This is a genomic window from Mycobacterium sp. URHB0021 (assembly GCF_054057895.1).
On record NZ_JBSRZT010000001.1, the window covers coordinates 251,299 to 266,847 of the forward strand.

Genomic DNA, 15,549 nt, shown 5'->3' on the forward strand with positions numbered 1-15,549 from the left:
TGCGCGGGCAATGGCCAAGGCCTGCGCAGATGCCGGGATGCGTCGCTCGATGGGTGCCACTGGAATCTGCTGGGACAACAGCGGTGCCGAATCGCTGTGGTCGACGTTCAAACACGAGTACTACTACCGTCACACCTTCGCCTCTAAGGCTGAAATCGTTGCAGCAGTCGACAAGTGGATGCACTTCTATAACACTCATAGGCGTCATTCGGTGATCGGAATGCTCAGCCCCATCGCCTATGAACAATCACTGGACGCGGCCACCCAAGCCGCATAAACCCCTGTCCACTTTTCGGGGGGAACCTCAGATCACCAACCGGCCGGGTTCGGTACCAGACGACGTGGAGACCGCCAAGCTGATCCTTACCCACGAAAGCGCCCGCGGAACTGGCCGAGAGCCAGCCAGTCCAGCGCTTGGTGGACCTCGACGTCCTGGAGATGCGCGTCCTGCCTGGCGGTGACCAGTACGAGTATCTGAAGATCGTCCACCAGCTCAACGCCCGCTGGCCGCTGTAGACCGGGGCGTGGTGGGCTGAGCAACCCAGACCCACCACGCCACCCAAGCCCTAGTCGCTCAACTTGCTGTAGCCCGTCGGAGTTCTTTTGCTGGAGCTGCTCTGCACGCTTTTTCGCGCCGAAGAAAGACACCTTCGTGGCGTTAGGGTCCCCACCATGTGCGGGTTTCGCGGGACCAGTCGATGGCGGTTGACCATACGCCGCCGGGACGGTGTGGCTTGTCCACTGTGCACCGCCCCAGTAACGGAGGGTGCCGGGGGCGTGGACGTCTGGATACCATCCGGCCTGGCGGCATCGAGTACGACGCACAGGACGTGGCCGCTGGCGCTGTATCTGACTGGGACCGTTGGCTCCGCATGAATGGTCTTCCGCTGCCCCGAATATGACGGACGCCCCGGGTGCGAACGCACCCGGGGGGTCAGCTGCTCCGCTCGCCTGGGCGTCAGTCCCAGTCGATCGAGTCCGCAATTGACTGGCGTCGCTTCGCCTCCGCATCACCTTCGGCGGCGGCCCGGTCCGCCTCTTCTAGAGCCATTAGTTCCGCTGCCTCCCCTCGGACTCCACCTCGGCAAGGAAGGCCTTGATCTCACCGCTTGCGTCAGCAACCTGTTCGATCGTGGTGCCCGATACAAACATCGTTTATCGGCAGCTTTGATGGACGCCAAATTTGACCCAATGATACTGTGCACCAGCTTCTCAGGCCTGAGTTCGCCCCATCGCCCCATCGTGGTGCACACCCCGGCCGGGCAGGCGCTCCGGCACAGCGGCGTCGCTGCCGCGCGCCAACGACGTGGCCGACGTCTCCGATATGACCGGCGGGTTCGCGCAGTGGGAACCGGGCACCCCGGCCCACGAAAGCCGCCAAACCACGCAAGACGGCGACGTCTTCACGCCGTGCGAGCGCCACCCAGCCGCGCCGCAAGACCGCCGCCAAACGCTAAACCCGCGCCGACACCCTGCGTCTTTGTCGACGTGGATCTTGGCTTCGGTCTCGCCGTTGCTGAACATGGTTTGGTCGCCCCAATAGCGGTAGTAAACCTCAGGTCCGTCCTTGGCCTTTTTCGTGATGTAGTAGCCGCAGGCGGTGAGAGCGGCCGTGTCAGCCCTTGATCAGGTCGATGATGTGGCCGAAGTTGAGAGTTGTTGCGAGCGCCGTCAGGTCTCCCTTTACAAGCTTCGCAGCAGCCTCCTGTGTAGCTCCGAGGGCTTGCGTGTAGGGGTCGGCCCCGAGGCTGACCCGGCGGACACCTATCGTCTGCAGTTCCGCGAGGGTAGCCATATCCTGCGGACTGACGACGTTGACCGGTTTCGGGGCGACAGCCCGGACGACGGCGCTAATGGAGGCCATGTCCGGCAGGTACGGCGCGTAAAGGACGTCAGCTCCTGCCTCTGCGTAGGCGGAAAGGCGGCGGATGGTGTCATCGAGGTCGGAAATGCCCCACACGAAGTTGTCCGTACGGCCGGTCAGGACGATTTGTCCGCGCGCAGCTGCGGCAGCGGCCTCGATGCGGCGCACCGCGTCATCGAAATCACGAATCGGGTTGGAGGGGTTACCAGTGGTGTCCTCGACTCCGATGCCAGCTAGACCCCGGGCAACGGCCGCGTCGACAGTGGCCGCGACATCTTCGGGAGTCTCGCCGTAGCCGTCCTCAAAGTCGCCGTTGATCGGCAATCCACTCACGGACGTCAGTAGCGCGGCATGGTCGAGGTGCTCGTCACGGCTGATGGCGTGGATGCCGTCGATCCGGCCCAGTGTCGCGGCGAGAACCCCTGATGAGGTCGCGATGGACTTGAATCCGGCTTCCTTGAACAGCAGGGCCGACGGGCCGTCCCATACGTTGGGCATGATGAACGTATCGGGGCCACGGTGGAGTTCGACGAACTGTTCGTAACGTGCCTGGGCTGCAATGTCAGACATGGCGCAGCTGTCCCTTCTAAGATGTGCGAAATTCTTTCCGAAGCGGCGGGATATCTGCAGCGGCCTGCTGGGTGACCGAGGGACCTCCTCGGTCACGCCAATGCGTAACCGAGGCCGGATTGCCTCGCGACCAGCAGCCTCGCGGCGATGGGTCAGGCGACCGGGAGTGCGTCGAGTGCACAGGCCGCTACACACACCCAGGCGCCATCACGCTTCTGGTAGGTGTCCGTGTACAAACCTTCCCTGGCCACTCCATCGGCCAGCGTGGTCAACGTGCTGCGGCCGTGGATCAGCGCAACATCACCGAAGATGCGAATGTTGACGTCGTGTACCACAAGGTCCTTGAACGGGAAAGGGCGCGGTTTCGCGATGTAGTCCAGGTACTCGGCACGGTTGCGGGTGACGCCCTCAAACTGGATGAGGAAATCTTCGGCAAGGAGCTCGCTGAAGCGCTTGACATCGCTGTTCTGGTCGGAGTGGATGTAGTCAAGGTTGAGTTGCGTCAGGATCGCCAGGTCTTCGGCGGACTGCTTGGTGTCGTTCATTTCTTGTTTTCCTTCTCCGTGCGGTTCGGTGTTCGCTGCAGGTGGGTTGTCGTTTCGGCGCCGTGGAGGCGGCGCTTATGTGCTCGGTTGTTCCTCCGGTTAGTGTCAGATCCGTCGCGCCGTCTTAGCGACAACGTCGCAATCTCGTTCGCGCCTCGACGCCGGCCCACTGCAGTCGGCTCCGCGGCTGATGGCTCCTGCGTGCTCCGGCCCCGTGGAGTTGCTGCCTGTGATCGGCCAGATGAGTTCGGTCGATCCGTCGACCATGCGGACAAAGGACCATTACGTCCACCTTAGGATGTCGCGGTATCGTACGGCAAGCGTGTGCGCTTGGTTCTGACTGTCCCGAGTTCGCGACCTGCTTCGATCACAGCGACGACAGAGCGGGTGTTCGATGGCCTGGCCTGCAAGTGCACACGATTACTCGCCATCCTCCAACAGTTTTCCGGTCGGTGCATCTGGACTTTAGTGTCCTTTTTTTGGTTAAAATGTAGCAGTGGTCTCGTCAGTAGATCCGGGATCACAGCGGTCTGAGCGCGAGCGCAGCCACGCGAACTCCTTGGGCGGCGGCCGCGAGGACCAGCCCTTGATGGCAGCGCCGCGTCGGCATGATAGGCGTCGGTCATCCTGCGCCCTACAGTGCTGCGAAATCGTTGCGGCAGCTGATCGTTCACGTTCCGAATCTTGTGCAGCTGGCAGCGTCGGATGACCGGGTGATCGCCTCCCCGTCGATGGGGTCTGTGCGCGTACTGGTGAGGTGTTCGGAGATGTAGATCTTGCCGTGGTCGACCACGATCGTCTTCGGCGCGATCGCCGGTCCTGCCCTGCCTTTGCCGGCGGGACGCTCGATCGCTTCGTGGTCCACAAGAACCGACCGTGGCACTCCATGTTCGAGCCACACCGCTCGTGCAGGCCATTCCTCGTTCCCACACGGTTTCCGTTCGGGCGCTGTCAAATTCGACAGCACAACCGCGTGGGCAGTTCGATCGGATCATCGGCCGGCGGGCCGGGATTGGCAGACAGTATCCGGACACGCTCTCCGCCGAACAGTTTTTGAGCGCTATTTGTGCGACCCGCTGCGTCCTGCTGTTGCGCACGATAACTACCGTGCCCGCCGCACTCGGCAACAGCTCAGTGATCTCAACGATTTCACAGTCATAGATGAGGCGAGTCCCCTGATCGAGCGAATGTCACGCCCTGAGTTGGTTGGAATGACTGTTAGAGACGCGATTTCGCACGAGGAGCAGTATCCAGCAGCTATCGCGCGCGGCGGTGATGCATGTTCTGTGGCGTCAGCGATTCACCGTTGACCCCATGCGCCCGCTGAGCGGGGCCCGAGTATTGGAGAGCGTGGTACGAGATCGATTGCTGTCTCGGTGGGAGTGGAGTCCCCGTTGCTGAGTCCGCCCGGTGCGAGCCGATTCGGCCAGCACCCCGGCCACCGTTCGCCCCGCCGTGTTCGACGGGCCAATGCCGTCGCGAAATGAACGCCAGGCACGTGGCGATGAGCACTTGGGCGGAGAGAACGGCAGCGCGATCGCCCTCGGTGACCGGCTCCAGCGCGGGCACAGGGTAGGGGACCGGGGCTGGTTCCGCCGATCCACGCAGTCCCGACGGCGACCGCTCTGACACAGTGAAGATATGACGTTTTCCGAGGCCGATCGCAACTGGCGGATTCCGCTGATCGGACAGGCGCCGAGTGGAGCCCCAGACGAATGGGTCGCAGCGCTAGCAGCAGTTGCGCTGGACCTTCGATGCCGGCGGCATGGCAGAGAAGTCAGCCTCAGCGGGGTCGACTGGGAGCTCACTGTGATGTCTGAGGGCTGGGTGTCCATCGGAATGGTGACGGTGGCTGATGACACGGACTTGTATAAATTTTCAATTGGTCGCGGCCACGCACTCGAGACAACGACTGCGCAGGCGATGGTCTGGGTTGCCGAAGTGGTTCAAGAGGAACTGGCTGGCTACGAGTTTGTGCAGTGGCCTTCCGACGGGCCCCGATTGCTTACTGCTGATCTCAGAGTCTGCGACGCAGTCTGGATTGACCCATCAACCGACGACGTTGTTTCGAACATCGGTGCGTTATGCGGGGCCGGTGAAAATCGCTAGAGGCCAGCGCGTCTGCTCCTCGCGAGAGGTCGTTGTCTTGTGTTTGTGCCGCTAGGAAACCATCAGGCGATTCCGCAGTAAGTACTTCCCACTACCATTTCGTGGTATCAGAGTGATACCATGAGCTATGGGAATGACTCTACGCACCAGCGACGAGCAGACAGAAGCTCTGCGCCGGCAGGCCGCCGCGGAGGGGAGATCGATGCAGGCTGTCGCGCTGTCGGCCATCGACGAGTACATCGCGCGGCGGACGCACAAGACAAGGGTTGCCGATGCGTTGCAGCGCGTGGTGCGTGAGGAGGCCGGGGTTTTGGAGCGCCTCAAGGATGCATGACCGCATACCTGGACCTTGACGACCTACTCGAAATCAGCCGCCAGGCCGTCGCAGGGGACGTCGTAGTCAGGGACTACGGCCTACTCGAGTCGGCCCTGGCACGGCCGCGGGCTTCAATGTTCGGCCAGGATGCCTACCCGGATTTGCACCTCAAAGCTGCCGCGCTGTTGCACTCCCTGGCGCGCAACCATGCACTGGCGGATGGAAACAAACGACTTGCCTGGACAGCCTGCCGGACCTTCCTGGCCATCAACGGTCAATGGATTAGTGCACCAGAGGATGATCGCTTCGACTTCGTGATCCGGGTTGCCACCGGCTCTGAGCCTGATCTCGACACGATCGCCGCACAACTACGCGCGTGGAGCCATCAAGAATCCTGAGTCGTCGGATCGGAGCACGCCGTGGTCCCGCACGACCGCACGCTAGGCGTGCAAGGCCGGGGGTTAGCCGGATCTATTTCGTCACCGTGCCGAAATGCCGCCGTGCGACTCCTCGCCAAATTTCGCGAAATCACAACGCGGCGAGCGCGTTTGGGCGGATAGCATAGGCGCAGTGGCTGAATTGGTGTACACAGTCAGCGGCCGGTGGTGGATCAACGGCTCGTCGCAATGTCCCGGGGCGAGACGTATGTAGCCGCGTATGCAAATTATGCTGCTGCACACCCACAATCGCGCGCCGATCAGCTATCTTATGTCAGATGCAGCCATATTGTGCGACCGCAGCCGCGGCGAAGTCGTGCACGGGTTGGCGGAGCCGAGTATCGCGAGCCACCCAGCGGGATCGTGGTCTCCATCGACGGGCCGTCGTATCGGATGCCCATCAGCAACGCCGCGACGCGTTGCGCCGTGCCCTGCACCGGAGGCCCCGACCATGACCCCTCCCGCAACTGCTCCACATGGGGCACCACCATCACCGCCCACTCCGTCGTGGCGGCCGCGATCGTGTCGCTCCTGACGATGCCTGGCCATCCGGGCGACCGCCGGCGCTCGCTCTCGCAAGCGGTAGCCGACGAATGTTCCAATCCAACGCCGACGTTCGCGGCGCGGCGACCCCCCGGGCAGCGGCGGAGTTACAGTTAGGACGTGCCGCCGCAGACAGACCGCGCAACGCGGCCCAAGTTGACATCCCGCGGCGCAGCTACCCGCAACCGCATCGTCCTTGCCGCCGCCGAGCTGATGCATGTGCAAGGCGTCGCAGCGACGACGATCGACGACGTGCTGGCGGCTAGCGCGACAAGTAAATCCCAGTTCTACCAACACTTCGACGACAAATCGGAGTTGGTGTACGAAGTCATCACCATGCGCGCCGACGAGATCCTGTCGTGGCAGCGGCTGCGGCTCGAGAAGGTGGATTCCTTCCGCGGCCTCTACCACTGGCGCGACGCGATGGTGCAGCGGTGCGCGCTGCGGCGCGGGCTGTGGGGATGCGAACTCGGTTCTCTGGCCGCCGAATTGTCCGATACGGACGACAAAGCCAGGGCGTCGCTCTCCGAGCATTTCACCCAATGGCGAGGCCTGCTCGGCGCGGCGCTCGAGCGGATGCGCGACAACGGCGCGCTCGTCGCCGACGTCGACGTGAAATCCCTTGCGACGGGCCTACTTGCGGCAGTGGAAGGCGGCTACTTACTCTCCCAGACGGGGCGCGACCCGCGGCTCATGCAGTCCGCGCTCAACATGGCGATCGGCCACGTGGCGTCCTACGCGACCGCCGGCACAGCAGTGCGGTGACGGCGGCCGCGATCTGAACCTGATCGACCAGTCTGGCGTTAGATGTCGCCAGGGCACGTGCGAACAGGCCCTGACGCGTTCTACTTGTTGCCGGGTTCGTTGCCGGGAGCCGGCGTCGGCGGTCCGGGCGCCTTCACCGAGGGCGAGAACAGGTTGCCGCCGGTCGGGTTGATCGACTTCTCCGTTGGCGCCGGCGGCGGCGGAGCAGGCGTGGCCGGCGGCGGCGGCGGAGAAGCGGCCGGCGATGTAGTCGCCGGTGTGGTGGGCGTGGTGGGTTCCGGCGCCTTCTGCTCCTTAGCGCAGGCGGAGAGCACGCCCATGGCAATGATCGCGCCCATGCCTGCGGTCGCGACGAGGCGACGAGTCATTCGGCCTGATCTCATGATGCGTCCTATCTGTATGGAAACCTGAACTATATCGTCCAAAAAATCCCACGTCAACGCGCAGATCGCAGCACGCGGAATGCATTGTTGGGGGTTGGGCCAATGCCGTACATAGACGACACAGTCCAACTGTCCGGAGCTGTCAAGAACCGGCCTGGATTGGCAAGACGCACAATCCTTCTTCCCAGTGTCTTTCCAGCTCGCGGTGGGTCGATGGCATAAGGTGCTCGCCGAGCAGTTCAACCAAAGCGTCCTGGCGATGGTGCGAAAGGCAGCTGAACGGGTGTCGCCGGCGGAGACCTTGGGGAACCAGCGGCGCCGGCGCGACGCGCGTCGCCGCCTAGCGCTACCAGCAAGCGCCGGCCGTCGACCAAGCGCAGCAGCCGCTAATCGCCGACCGCGCGTCACCGAAACCCCGTCGTAAACATCGGCCGCACGCAACAGAGCGCGGCGAGCTCTCGCGCCCCAGGCCGTAGTCAGTTCAGTGCCTTCGGCGTCGTAGAGCTTGATGTGTGGCGCTCGACAAAGCCGTCCGCGTATGGCTGCGGGTCGTCGACGTTCAGCCGTTCCAAGCTGTCACGCCGCGTCCGCTTGTTCGCATCGATTCCACCGTGTTTCGTGTGCAAATCCGTGGCCACCCCACCAGGCGTCGTCAATAAGGTGCTCGCACATGCCTGGGTGGTCGGCAACCGGCGCCGTGGCTGCCCGGATTGCGGTCCTCGTCTAGCCGCTCGACGGCCCGTTCGATGCCTCAGCCAGCGCCCTGCGCGAAGCGCTCACCGTACTCGGCAGCCTCTCCGGGTCTGAAGCCCGTGTAGCGATTGGCCCTTTGCTCATCGGGCATTTCGCGGGCGGGTCCTACGGGAATCCGCGTGTCGGGGGCGAACTGCGCAAACCGATGTCAGCGCTCAATGGACCGTGAGCGCGCGCGGTGGCGGTTCGGTTTGCGAGACCGCTTCGGAGTTCGTAGCTACGGTGTCGGGGGAGGATGCGACGATCGGTGGATCAGTTGAATTAGCGTTGGAAGGTGACGCCATGGATGTGCAATTCGTCACGAGCGTTGCAGTGATCACCCCTGAGCCGGCGGTCAGCCGAAGGTTGTACGTGGACGCGCTTGGTCTGCCACTGACCGGGGAAGCCGACGGCTACCTGCACGGTGAAGACATCGACGGTTGCAAGTCCTTCGGCGTCTGGCCCCTGACTCAGGCTGCGCAAGCGTGCTTCGGCACGCCCGACTGGCCAGTTGAGCGGCCGGTGCCGCAGGCCAGCGTCGAGTTCGAGGTCGCGGACGCCGACGCCGTCCAGGTCGCAGCGGACGAGTTGAAGGAGAAGGGCTTCACGCTGCTGCACGACGCACATACCGAGCCGTGGGGACAAACCGTCGCTCGACTGCAGTCCATCGAGGGCGCGATCATCGGCATCTCTTACGCGCCCACGATGCATTCGTAAAAAAGAAATGAGCTTCCCTCGGGTTGCGAAGGCTTCCTTTATGCTGCGGCCGGTTGGTCTGCAGCGAGTCTGTCGTATTAGATGGGCGACATCAATGCGGCGGTGCTGTGTCGGTGTCGGTTGTTGTAGAAGTCATGGCACCAGGCCACCACACCTGGCGTGCGTGGGCTTTGGTGGTGAAGTGCTGCCGGGACAAGACCTCGTGTTCGAGGGTCGAGAAGAACGTGGCGCGGCTGCTGAGGGTCGGCTGCGCGGAGACGGTGCGCAAGTGGGTGCGCCAGGTCCAGGTTGATGGCGGTGCCCGTGTCGGAACCACGACCGAAGAGTCCGCCGAGTTGGAACGCTTGAGGCGAGAGAACCCTGAATTGCGGAGGGCCAATGCGATTTTGCAGACGGCGTCGGCTTTCTTCGCGGCCGAGCTGTGCGCCACGAGGCGCCAGGTGTATCGAGAGGTGGTGAGAGACCGTCTCTGTTGGGCCGTCGCAGCGGCCTGATGAAGCATCGGGGCAGCCGATTGTCGGGAACGACGGTGATCGGTGGCAAGCGGCCCCGAGAAGGCGAGTCGTGCCGGTACTGCCAGACGGTGCGGGATCGTCGAGCGAGGTCAGAAGGTGCAGCGTAAGCGAACCAGTGCTGGACGCTCCGTAACCGCGAAGCCGGCTCCAACCTGGTGGATATGGGCCGGTTTGCAGCGCACGACACCCCAGTGTGTGGGTGTCGACTCCGAAGCCGTTTAGTTCCAGCGGTGGGGAGGCCATGGTGAAGGCCTGCGGCGTAGCCGTGGCGATGCTGCCGGAGTAGAGCTGGGCGCCTCCCTGGCCAATCGATGATCTGGTGAACGTGGGAACCATCCTGCGGGACCGTTCATCTCGACCTGGCATCCCGCCGGGGCGAGGTGAGAAGACTCGGGTTCGGAGTCGAGGACCCGTCACGGGTGGGGCGGAGGCCTCGTAGTAGTCGCGGGCGGTGACGTGCCCGCCGCGGAGACCGAGAAAGGCGGTCGCAGGGCGAAGGGGGCCAGCAAGACAAGCAGTGCGAGAACTGGAAGATCAGGAGGGTATAGATGTCGCCGGTGAATACCGACGAACTCGAGTTGGCGCTGATGCTGGCGCGGCAACGGGTACTGAAGATCCAGACCAAGCTGCACCGTTGGGCTCGCGATGATCCTCATCGCCGGTTCGATGATGTGTTCAATTTCGTTGCCGATCCTGGCTTCTTGCTGGTGGCCTGGGATCGGGTCAGCGGAAACAAGGGTGCCGCCACCGCTGGGGTGGATCGGCGCACTGCGTCGTCCATCGCGGCTACTGATGGGGTCGAGGTGTTCCTCGAGGAGCTTCGGTCTGCCATCAAGGACCGCAGTTTCTGCCCGTTGCCGGTGCGCGAGCGGATGATCCCCAAAACCGGTGGCGCGTTGCGCCGGTTGGGGATCCCGACCGTGGCCGATCGGGTGGTCCAGGCGTCGTTGAAGTTGGTGCTGGAGCCGATCTTCGAGGCGGACTTTCTGCCGTGTTCCTACGGTTTCCGTCCGAAGCGTCGAGCTCATGACGCGGTAGCCGAGGTGCGCTACCTCGCGACCCGACCTCGTTGTTACGAGTGGGTCGTCGAGGGAGACATCAAGGCCTGTTTCGACGAGATCGACCACAGCGCCCTGATGGGTCGGGTGCGTCGACGCGTCGGTGACAACCGTGTCCTGGGTCTGGTGAAGGCGTTCCTCAAGGCGGGCATCCTCACCGAGGATGGCCTGCTGGCGGACAGCACCGCGGGAACTCCGCAGGGTGGGATCCTCTCGCCGTTGTTGGCCAACGTGGCGTTGTCGGTGCTCGATGAGCACATCGCCGCTCTACCCGGTGGCCCGGCCACCGGACCCAATGAGCGTGCGAAGCGACTTCGTCACGGGCAGCCGAACTTTCGGCTCGTCGGCTATGCCGACGACTGGTGTCTGATGGTGCGGGGCACCAGAGCCCACGCCGAAGCACTCAAAGAGGGCGTCGCCGCCGTACTGGCGACGATGGGGCTTGCTCTGTCACCGGAGAAAACCCTGATCACCCATATCGACGAGGGGCTGGACTTCCTCGGGTGGCACATCCAACGCCGCCGTAAACGGGGCACCAGCAACAGCTACGTCTATGTCCATCCGTCTACCAAGGCCGTGGTGGCGGTCAAACGGAAGCTCAAGACGCTGCGCCGAACAGTCGAATCCCACCAGCCGCTCGATGACCTACTCCGTCGAGTGAACTCGACGTTGCAGGGCTGGGCGGGCTATTTCCGGGCCGGGGTGTCCTCGGCGACCTTCTCCTACCTGAGCCACTACACGTGGCAGACGGTATGGCGGTGGTTGCGTCGTAAACACCGAAAGTCGACCTGGAAGCAGCTGCGCCGCCGCTACTGCGGCGGCGGCTGGTGGCCAGCCACCGAGGACCGTGTGCTGATCGATCTGGAGAAGATCACCACGACCCGCTACCGCTACCGCGGTGCGGTTATCCCCTCGCCCTGGCCCGACACCGATGAGGACACCACAGCAGCCTGACCGGATCTTGTGGAGAGCCCGGTGCATTGAAAGGTGCACGCCGGGTTCGGGAAGCGGCCCGGGAAAACGGCACAGTCACAACAACTGTCACCGCGTCCCGGGCCGACTTTCACCGGCCGGCCACAGCAGTGATCACCCGGTTCATCGCCGATCATCAGGGTCACCGCGACGGCCGTGATGGTCTGCGGCGGGGTGTCGAGTCGATCTGCACACAGCTGACCGAGCTGGGTGTGTCGATCGCCCCATCGACCTACTACGATCAGCTCAATCGGGAGCCCAGCCGCCGCCAAGTGCGGGATGAGGACCTCAAGCCGCAGATCGCGCGGGTCCTCGCCGCCAACTATGGGGTCTACGGAGCCCGCAAAGTGTGGTTGGCGCTCAACCGCGAGGAAATTACGGTGGCCCGCTGCACCGTGGAGCGGCTGATGGTCGAACTGGGTCTGGCCGGCGCCACCCGCGGCAAGTCCAGAGGCACCACGTTTGCGGATCCGGCGGCAGCGCGTCCGGCTGATCTTGTCCAACGCCAGTTCGCCCACCGGCACCGAATCGGGTGTGGGTCGCCGACCTGACCTATGCCTCTGCCTGGTCGGGTTTCGCCTACGTGGCGTTCGTGGTCGATGCTTGCGCACGCCGGATCCTGGGTTGGCGGGTGGCATCAACGATGGCCACCTCGATGGTGCTCGATGCGATCGAACAGGCCATCTGGACCCGCCAACAAGACGGTGTTCTCGATTTGACAGATGTTGTCCACCACACAGATCGGGGATCTCAGGGCGGATTCAACTGGTCGTCGCAACACGGTGTCGTGAACTCGAGTGTAGTTGGTCGGCAAGCACTTCCGCCGGTGTCCTCCAGCCGAGTGTCTTGCGGGGCCGGTTGTTGAGTGCATCGGCAACGGCCTGAACGTCTCTGCGATCGTAGCGAGCGAGGTCCGTTCCCTTCGGAAAGTATTGCCGCAGCAGTCCCATTGGTATTTTCGTTCGTTCCCTGTGGCCACGGACTGTTGTTGTCTCTCTTGTGATGGCTGACAGTTTTGTTGCGGGACATCGCTGACACTGAGCTGGCGCTCGATGCTGTGGAGCATGGGGCAGAAAGTGGTGTCGATGGAAGCGAAGCTGTTGGCAGTGTTCTCCAGTGACGTGCCGGTGAAGGTAACGACGCTATGCCGCGAGCTGGGGATCTCTCGTCAGACGCTGTATAAGTACCGGCGTCGGTTTGAAGCTGAAGGTCCTGCCGGGCTGGTAGAACGCTCTCGGCGTCCGTACTCGTCTCCGCAGCGGATCTCTAGCGAGACTGAGGATGCAATCATCCGGCTACGTGAAGAACGTTGGATTCTTCCTCCAAACTTACGCCCATGTTCTCAGGGACGACGTCCGCGACGCAGGCCGATCAAAGGCTGCCGCATTCCTCGTCGGCGACGACGAGCCTGGTATGGGTTCTTGCAGAACAATTCGGGATCGCCAGCGTCGACACGACGACAGGACACGTCCGCCGGCATCGGTTCAGTCGAGTCAATGCGTCCCACGGCTCCTCCGGCCGTTGTGCCGGTCCATAGCTGCTGTCTAACTCGAAGTTCCGGCTTGTCGATCCTCCAATGGGTGTGAAATCTGCTGTCAGACAGTCGACTACAGATCAAGCAAGCTGTCTCTACGCCGGATTGCGAGGTATTTCGCTGGTTGTCCGACTGAACATTGACGTAGTAGTCACACATCGGAGCGCAGGAGTGTCGACGGCACAGGGCGGCTCTGTTGGTCATACTGCTGTAACTCACGGCGCAACTGCCCTTCCGATGGTGACTGGATTGGCAGGAACGCGGCCTCTCGCAATCGCCTGGTTCGTCGCACTGCTCATGGTGTAGCCGGTGCCCCCGGTCAACGTGAACTCGCGCCGGGTGGCTGAAACCGCGGTTGTTGCGGTATCGAGACGCAACCGAATCAGATCCCCGATGGGGCGTTGCGACGGTGCCACACTGAGCGTGTAGAGCAGTTTCCCAAGGTCAGTTATCTGATCGGAGAGGGCCGCAACGTCGTCGGTGAACTGAGCGCTCAGCGGACCGATAATGCCGCGGGCTCCATCGAGTGCAGCGCGGCCGACACCCAGACAGAACGCGGTCTGCAACAGCAGAAGTGTGGGTCGGATCTGCTTGACGAAATCGCGCAAGTCTGTGCTGAGGATCGCGCTGCAAGGCACCTCCACGGCCTGCAGGCGCGCGGAGGTCGATGCTGTGGCCCCCAGTGCCATCAGTGCCGGAGCCGGATTGATCGTCACGCCCGGCGCACGAACATCTATTACGGCGACATACGTGTCACCGGTGACGCTTCGGGCCGGTAGCACGATCAGCGCATCGGCAAACAGGTTTGACGCCCACGGGATAAGTCCAGTGATACGAATGACATCGCCAGAGGTGTCGGCGATCAGCGGCATGTCTCCTAGGCCCGCCAACTGTTTAAGCCCTGGAGCCATGGCGGTTACCCCAAGTCGAGACCCAGACCGCAGCGCGTCAATATGCGGCTCGCGCACACCAGCCGGCGCCCGCCTCAGATATAACAGGGTCATCATGTGCGCCCACGCGGAGAACCCGACAGCGAGGCTCTGAGCGGCAACTGTGTCGATCACACGGACCAAACTCGGTAAACCGTCCTGTTCCAGAGCCGCGTCGAACAATCCTCCTCGTCCCAATCCAGCCAGATCAGGACGGACATCGGTACGCCCGCTGTCGAGCGCAGCGGCGCGAGCACCGACCGACTTGTGCGCTGCTGCTAACGCGGCGCCATGTCGATCAGTCACATTCGTTGTCATAATCTGTCGCTTTCAGTCAGGGCTGGCGGGGATTGCCATTTGCGGCTATGTCCGCGGGCTTCTCCGTGGTTCGCCGGAGTCGATCATTCATGTTTCGGCTTCGAACACCTCTGGTTGTTGCTCCGACACGCAGCCCGGGATCTACACTCAAACCTTCGTCCGGTCTTGAAGAATCCAGGCCAACTACGATTACGACGTATTGCGATACGGCTGGCTAGGTGATTTCACCCAGCGGTCAATTTCGCCGCTTCCTCCATCCCACTGAGAATCCCTAGGCCCCAGGTTCGAGCCCCGGTTGGGGGTACCCGTTGCTGAGAAGGACACCCGGCACCTAACAAATTCAGGAGGCTCCGAGCACCGCGATACCGGCGGCTTCGGTCAGACCATGGGCCATTTCGAGCACTCGAGCGGCTTCCTCCGCTGAAGTACCTTCCTGCGAAGCTCCGCGCGTGCCGGGCGAATGCCTCCGCCTAGTTTCAGGGCGTGCAGCTGCGGATCTTCTCCGGTCTCCGCCTCCGCTGCTGGCCTTGACAGCTTGTCAATACATCGGTACGAGAGCTCATTAGATAACCCGGCCTCAAGACTCGAAGTGCATCAACGAGATCTCAGGCCGTTGAGTCGTTCCGCCGCGTTTCATTCGCAGATCCGTTCACAACAACTTCACAGCAACGCTGTCTGAGTCGACGCGCAGGTCGAACCCAGGACGGGCGTGGTCGTCACCTTGCGGTCCGCCAATCCTCAGCGCGATGCGGTGTGACCGCCGCCGGTTTGGCCACAAGAGTGGTCAAACGGCGAGCAGCTCAGACGAACGACACCGGGTGGGTGACTGGCACAACACCTGCCCTTAAGCGGCTTCGTCGACTAGTCGGTCGGACATTACGGGACACGGGCGCACAGACAGGGCCTGACGTCATAGGGCGCAGCCTTTGTAAAGCAGTATGTCTCCGCGACGGGCGCCCTGGACAGACAGACCCGGCGGCTCAAGCCGGCGTACTTGGCAATGTTCTTGCGTTGCGGCTAGGGCAGCCGACCCGTCAAAGGCCGACCCGCGCAGGGGTTAGTCAGGCCTTTTTGTCGAGTGCAGTGACGGGATGCACGAGTACGGCGTTTTGGAGGAGTATCGAGGGGTGGGTGAGGTCTCGTTGGTCGGCTGCGTCGGGTCTTTGATCGTGGCGACCCGCGGCGTCGCGGGCCCCGGAGAGGTCCTCCTGAATGTGCGCGGGTCGAAGGAGGCCTATCTTG

At 62.9% G+C, this 15,549-nt stretch carries 13 protein-coding genes and 6 pseudogenes; 10 read left to right on the forward strand and 9 right to left on the reverse strand.

Translation table 11 applies throughout. From position 1 onward, the window contains the following. Positions 1-10: 10 nt before the first annotated feature. On the forward strand, positions 11-277 hold the full coding sequence (locus tag ACVWWN_RS01160; protein ID WP_457142235.1) for a transposase: 267 nt from the start codon (positions 11-13) through the stop codon (positions 275-277). Between the two features lie 437 nt (positions 278-714). Here ACVWWN_RS01160 and ACVWWN_RS01165 read toward each other — a convergent pair. From ACVWWN_RS01165 to ACVWWN_RS01185, 5 genes and pseudogenes are all read right to left on the reverse strand, one after another. Next, positions 715-1,011: pseudogene (locus tag ACVWWN_RS01165) on the reverse strand (DUF2510 domain-containing protein); the annotation flags it as partial. A gap of 604 nt (positions 1,012-1,615) precedes the next feature. Further along, positions 1,616-2,434: an isocitrate lyase/PEP mutase family protein gene (locus tag ACVWWN_RS01170; RefSeq protein WP_457142236.1), complete on the reverse strand. Its 819-nt coding sequence runs from the start codon at positions 2,432-2,434 to the stop codon at positions 1,616-1,618. 152 nt (positions 2,435-2,586) lie between these two features. Further along, positions 2,587-2,979 (reverse strand): nuclear transport factor 2 family protein, encoded by a 393-nt coding sequence (locus ACVWWN_RS01175; RefSeq protein WP_457142237.1) that lies wholly within the window; start codon positions 2,977-2,979, stop codon positions 2,587-2,589. A 569-nt stretch (positions 2,980-3,548) separates the two neighbouring features. Further along, positions 3,549-3,698: pseudogene (locus ACVWWN_RS01180) on the reverse strand (IS256 family transposase); the annotation flags it as partial. Continuing rightward, on the reverse strand, positions 3,650-3,844 hold the full coding sequence (locus tag ACVWWN_RS01185) for a hypothetical protein (protein ID WP_457142411.1): 195 nt from the start codon (positions 3,842-3,844) through the stop codon (positions 3,650-3,652). The gene ACVWWN_RS01185 and the pseudogene ACVWWN_RS01180, both read right to left, overlap by 49 nt. A 776-nt stretch (positions 3,845-4,620) precedes the next feature. Here ACVWWN_RS01185 and ACVWWN_RS01190 point away from each other — a divergent pair. The 3 genes from ACVWWN_RS01190 (at position 4,621) to ACVWWN_RS01200 (ending at position 5,802) form a co-directional block, all read left to right on the forward strand. Further along, positions 4,621-5,088, forward strand: a complete 468-nt coding sequence (locus ACVWWN_RS01190; protein ID WP_457142238.1) for a hypothetical protein — start codon at positions 4,621-4,623, stop codon at positions 5,086-5,088. Positions 5,089-5,215: 127 nt separating this feature from the next. Next, on the forward strand, positions 5,216-5,422 hold the full coding sequence (locus tag ACVWWN_RS01195; protein WP_457142239.1) for a CopG family transcriptional regulator: 207 nt from the start codon (positions 5,216-5,218) through the stop codon (positions 5,420-5,422). Further along, positions 5,419-5,802, forward strand: coding sequence for a type II toxin-antitoxin system death-on-curing family toxin (locus ACVWWN_RS01200; RefSeq protein ID WP_457142240.1), 384 nt, complete (start codon positions 5,419-5,421; stop codon positions 5,800-5,802). Before ACVWWN_RS01195 ends, ACVWWN_RS01200 begins: the two co-directional genes overlap by 4 nt. Before the next feature lie 308 nt (positions 5,803-6,110). Here ACVWWN_RS01200 and ACVWWN_RS01205 read toward each other — a convergent pair whose 3' ends face one another. Further along, the gene (locus ACVWWN_RS01205; RefSeq protein WP_457142241.1) at positions 6,111-6,332 is read right to left on the reverse strand and encodes a hypothetical protein; all 222 of its coding nucleotides are present in this window, start codon (positions 6,330-6,332) and stop codon (positions 6,111-6,113) included. Between the two features lie 172 nt (positions 6,333-6,504). On the opposite strand from ACVWWN_RS01205, the gene ACVWWN_RS01210 reads away from it, so the two are divergent. Then, on the forward strand, positions 6,505-7,149 hold the full coding sequence (locus ACVWWN_RS01210) for a TetR/AcrR family transcriptional regulator (RefSeq protein ID WP_457142242.1): 645 nt from the start codon (positions 6,505-6,507) through the stop codon (positions 7,147-7,149). Positions 7,150-7,229: 80 nt separating this feature from the next. On the opposite strand, the gene ACVWWN_RS01215 is transcribed toward ACVWWN_RS01210, so the two are convergent. Beyond that, a complete protein-coding gene (locus tag ACVWWN_RS01215) occupies positions 7,230-7,517 on the reverse strand; it encodes a hypothetical protein (RefSeq protein WP_457142243.1) in 288 nt (95 codons plus the stop codon). Positions 7,518-8,567: 1,050 nt separating this feature from the next. Between ACVWWN_RS01215 and ACVWWN_RS01220 the strand changes: the two genes are divergently transcribed. The 4 genes and pseudogenes from ACVWWN_RS01220 to ACVWWN_RS01235 form a co-directional block, all read left to right on the forward strand. After that, positions 8,568-8,981 carry a VOC family protein gene (locus ACVWWN_RS01220; RefSeq protein ID WP_457142244.1) on the forward strand — a complete coding sequence of 138 codons (414 nt, stop codon included), beginning with the start codon at positions 8,568-8,570 and terminating at the stop codon, positions 8,979-8,981. A gap of 170 nt (positions 8,982-9,151) precedes the next feature. Continuing rightward, positions 9,152-9,388 (forward strand): annotated as a pseudogene (locus tag ACVWWN_RS01225) (transposase); the annotation flags it as partial. Positions 9,389-10,044: 656 nt separating this feature from the next. Then, entirely contained in the window at positions 10,045-11,508 is a 1,464-nt protein-coding gene (gene ltrA, locus ACVWWN_RS01230) for a group II intron reverse transcriptase/maturase (RefSeq protein ID WP_457142245.1), read from the forward strand. Between the two features lie 110 nt (positions 11,509-11,618). After that, positions 11,619-12,280 (forward strand): annotated as a pseudogene (locus ACVWWN_RS01235) (IS3 family transposase); the annotation flags it as partial. A gap of 7 nt (positions 12,281-12,287) precedes the next feature. Here ACVWWN_RS01235 and ACVWWN_RS01240 read toward each other — a convergent pair. Continuing rightward, positions 12,288-12,519, reverse strand: a pseudogene (locus tag ACVWWN_RS01240) (transposase); the annotation flags it as partial. A gap of 92 nt (positions 12,520-12,611) precedes the next feature. On the opposite strand from ACVWWN_RS01240, the gene ACVWWN_RS01245 reads away from it, so the two are divergent. Further along, a complete protein-coding gene (locus ACVWWN_RS01245) occupies positions 12,612-13,112 on the forward strand; it encodes a helix-turn-helix domain-containing protein (RefSeq protein WP_457142397.1) in 501 nt (166 codons plus the stop codon). 99 nt (positions 13,113-13,211) lie between these two features. Here ACVWWN_RS01245 and ACVWWN_RS01250 read toward each other — a convergent pair. Then, positions 13,212-14,307: pseudogene (locus ACVWWN_RS01250) on the reverse strand (acyl-CoA dehydrogenase family protein). Between the last annotated feature and the right edge of the window lie 1,242 nt (positions 14,308-15,549).

Bases quoted from the DNA above. Each gene is read 5' to 3' on its own strand.
- ltrA (WP_457142245.1), top strand. From the start codon at position 10,045: ATGTCGCCGGTGAATACCGACGAACTCGAGTTGGCGCTGATGCTGGCG.
- ACVWWN_RS01200 (WP_457142240.1), top strand. From the start codon at position 5,419: ATGACCGCATACCTGGACCTTGACGACCTACTCGAAATCAGCCGCCAG.
- ACVWWN_RS01215 (WP_457142243.1), bottom strand. From the start codon at position 7,517: ATGACTCGTCGCCTCGTCGCGACCGCAGGCATGGGCGCGATCATTGCC.
- ACVWWN_RS01190 (WP_457142238.1), top strand. From the start codon at position 4,621: ATGACGTTTTCCGAGGCCGATCGCAACTGGCGGATTCCGCTGATCGGA.
- ACVWWN_RS01195 (WP_457142239.1), top strand. From the start codon at position 5,216: ATGGGAATGACTCTACGCACCAGCGACGAGCAGACAGAAGCTCTGCGC.
- ACVWWN_RS01205 (WP_457142241.1), bottom strand. From the start codon at position 6,332: ATGGTGGTGCCCCATGTGGAGCAGTTGCGGGAGGGGTCATGGTCGGGG.
- ACVWWN_RS01245 (WP_457142397.1), top strand. From the start codon at position 12,612: ATGGAAGCGAAGCTGTTGGCAGTGTTCTCCAGTGACGTGCCGGTGAAG.
- ACVWWN_RS01160 (WP_457142235.1), top strand. From the start codon at position 11: ATGGCCAAGGCCTGCGCAGATGCCGGGATGCGTCGCTCGATGGGTGCC.
- ACVWWN_RS01175 (WP_457142237.1), bottom strand. From the start codon at position 2,979: ATGAACGACACCAAGCAGTCCGCCGAAGACCTGGCGATCCTGACGCAA.
- ACVWWN_RS01170 (WP_457142236.1), bottom strand. From the start codon at position 2,434: ATGTCTGACATTGCAGCCCAGGCACGTTACGAACAGTTCGTCGAACTC.
- ACVWWN_RS01220 (WP_457142244.1), top strand. From the start codon at position 8,568: ATGGATGTGCAATTCGTCACGAGCGTTGCAGTGATCACCCCTGAGCCG.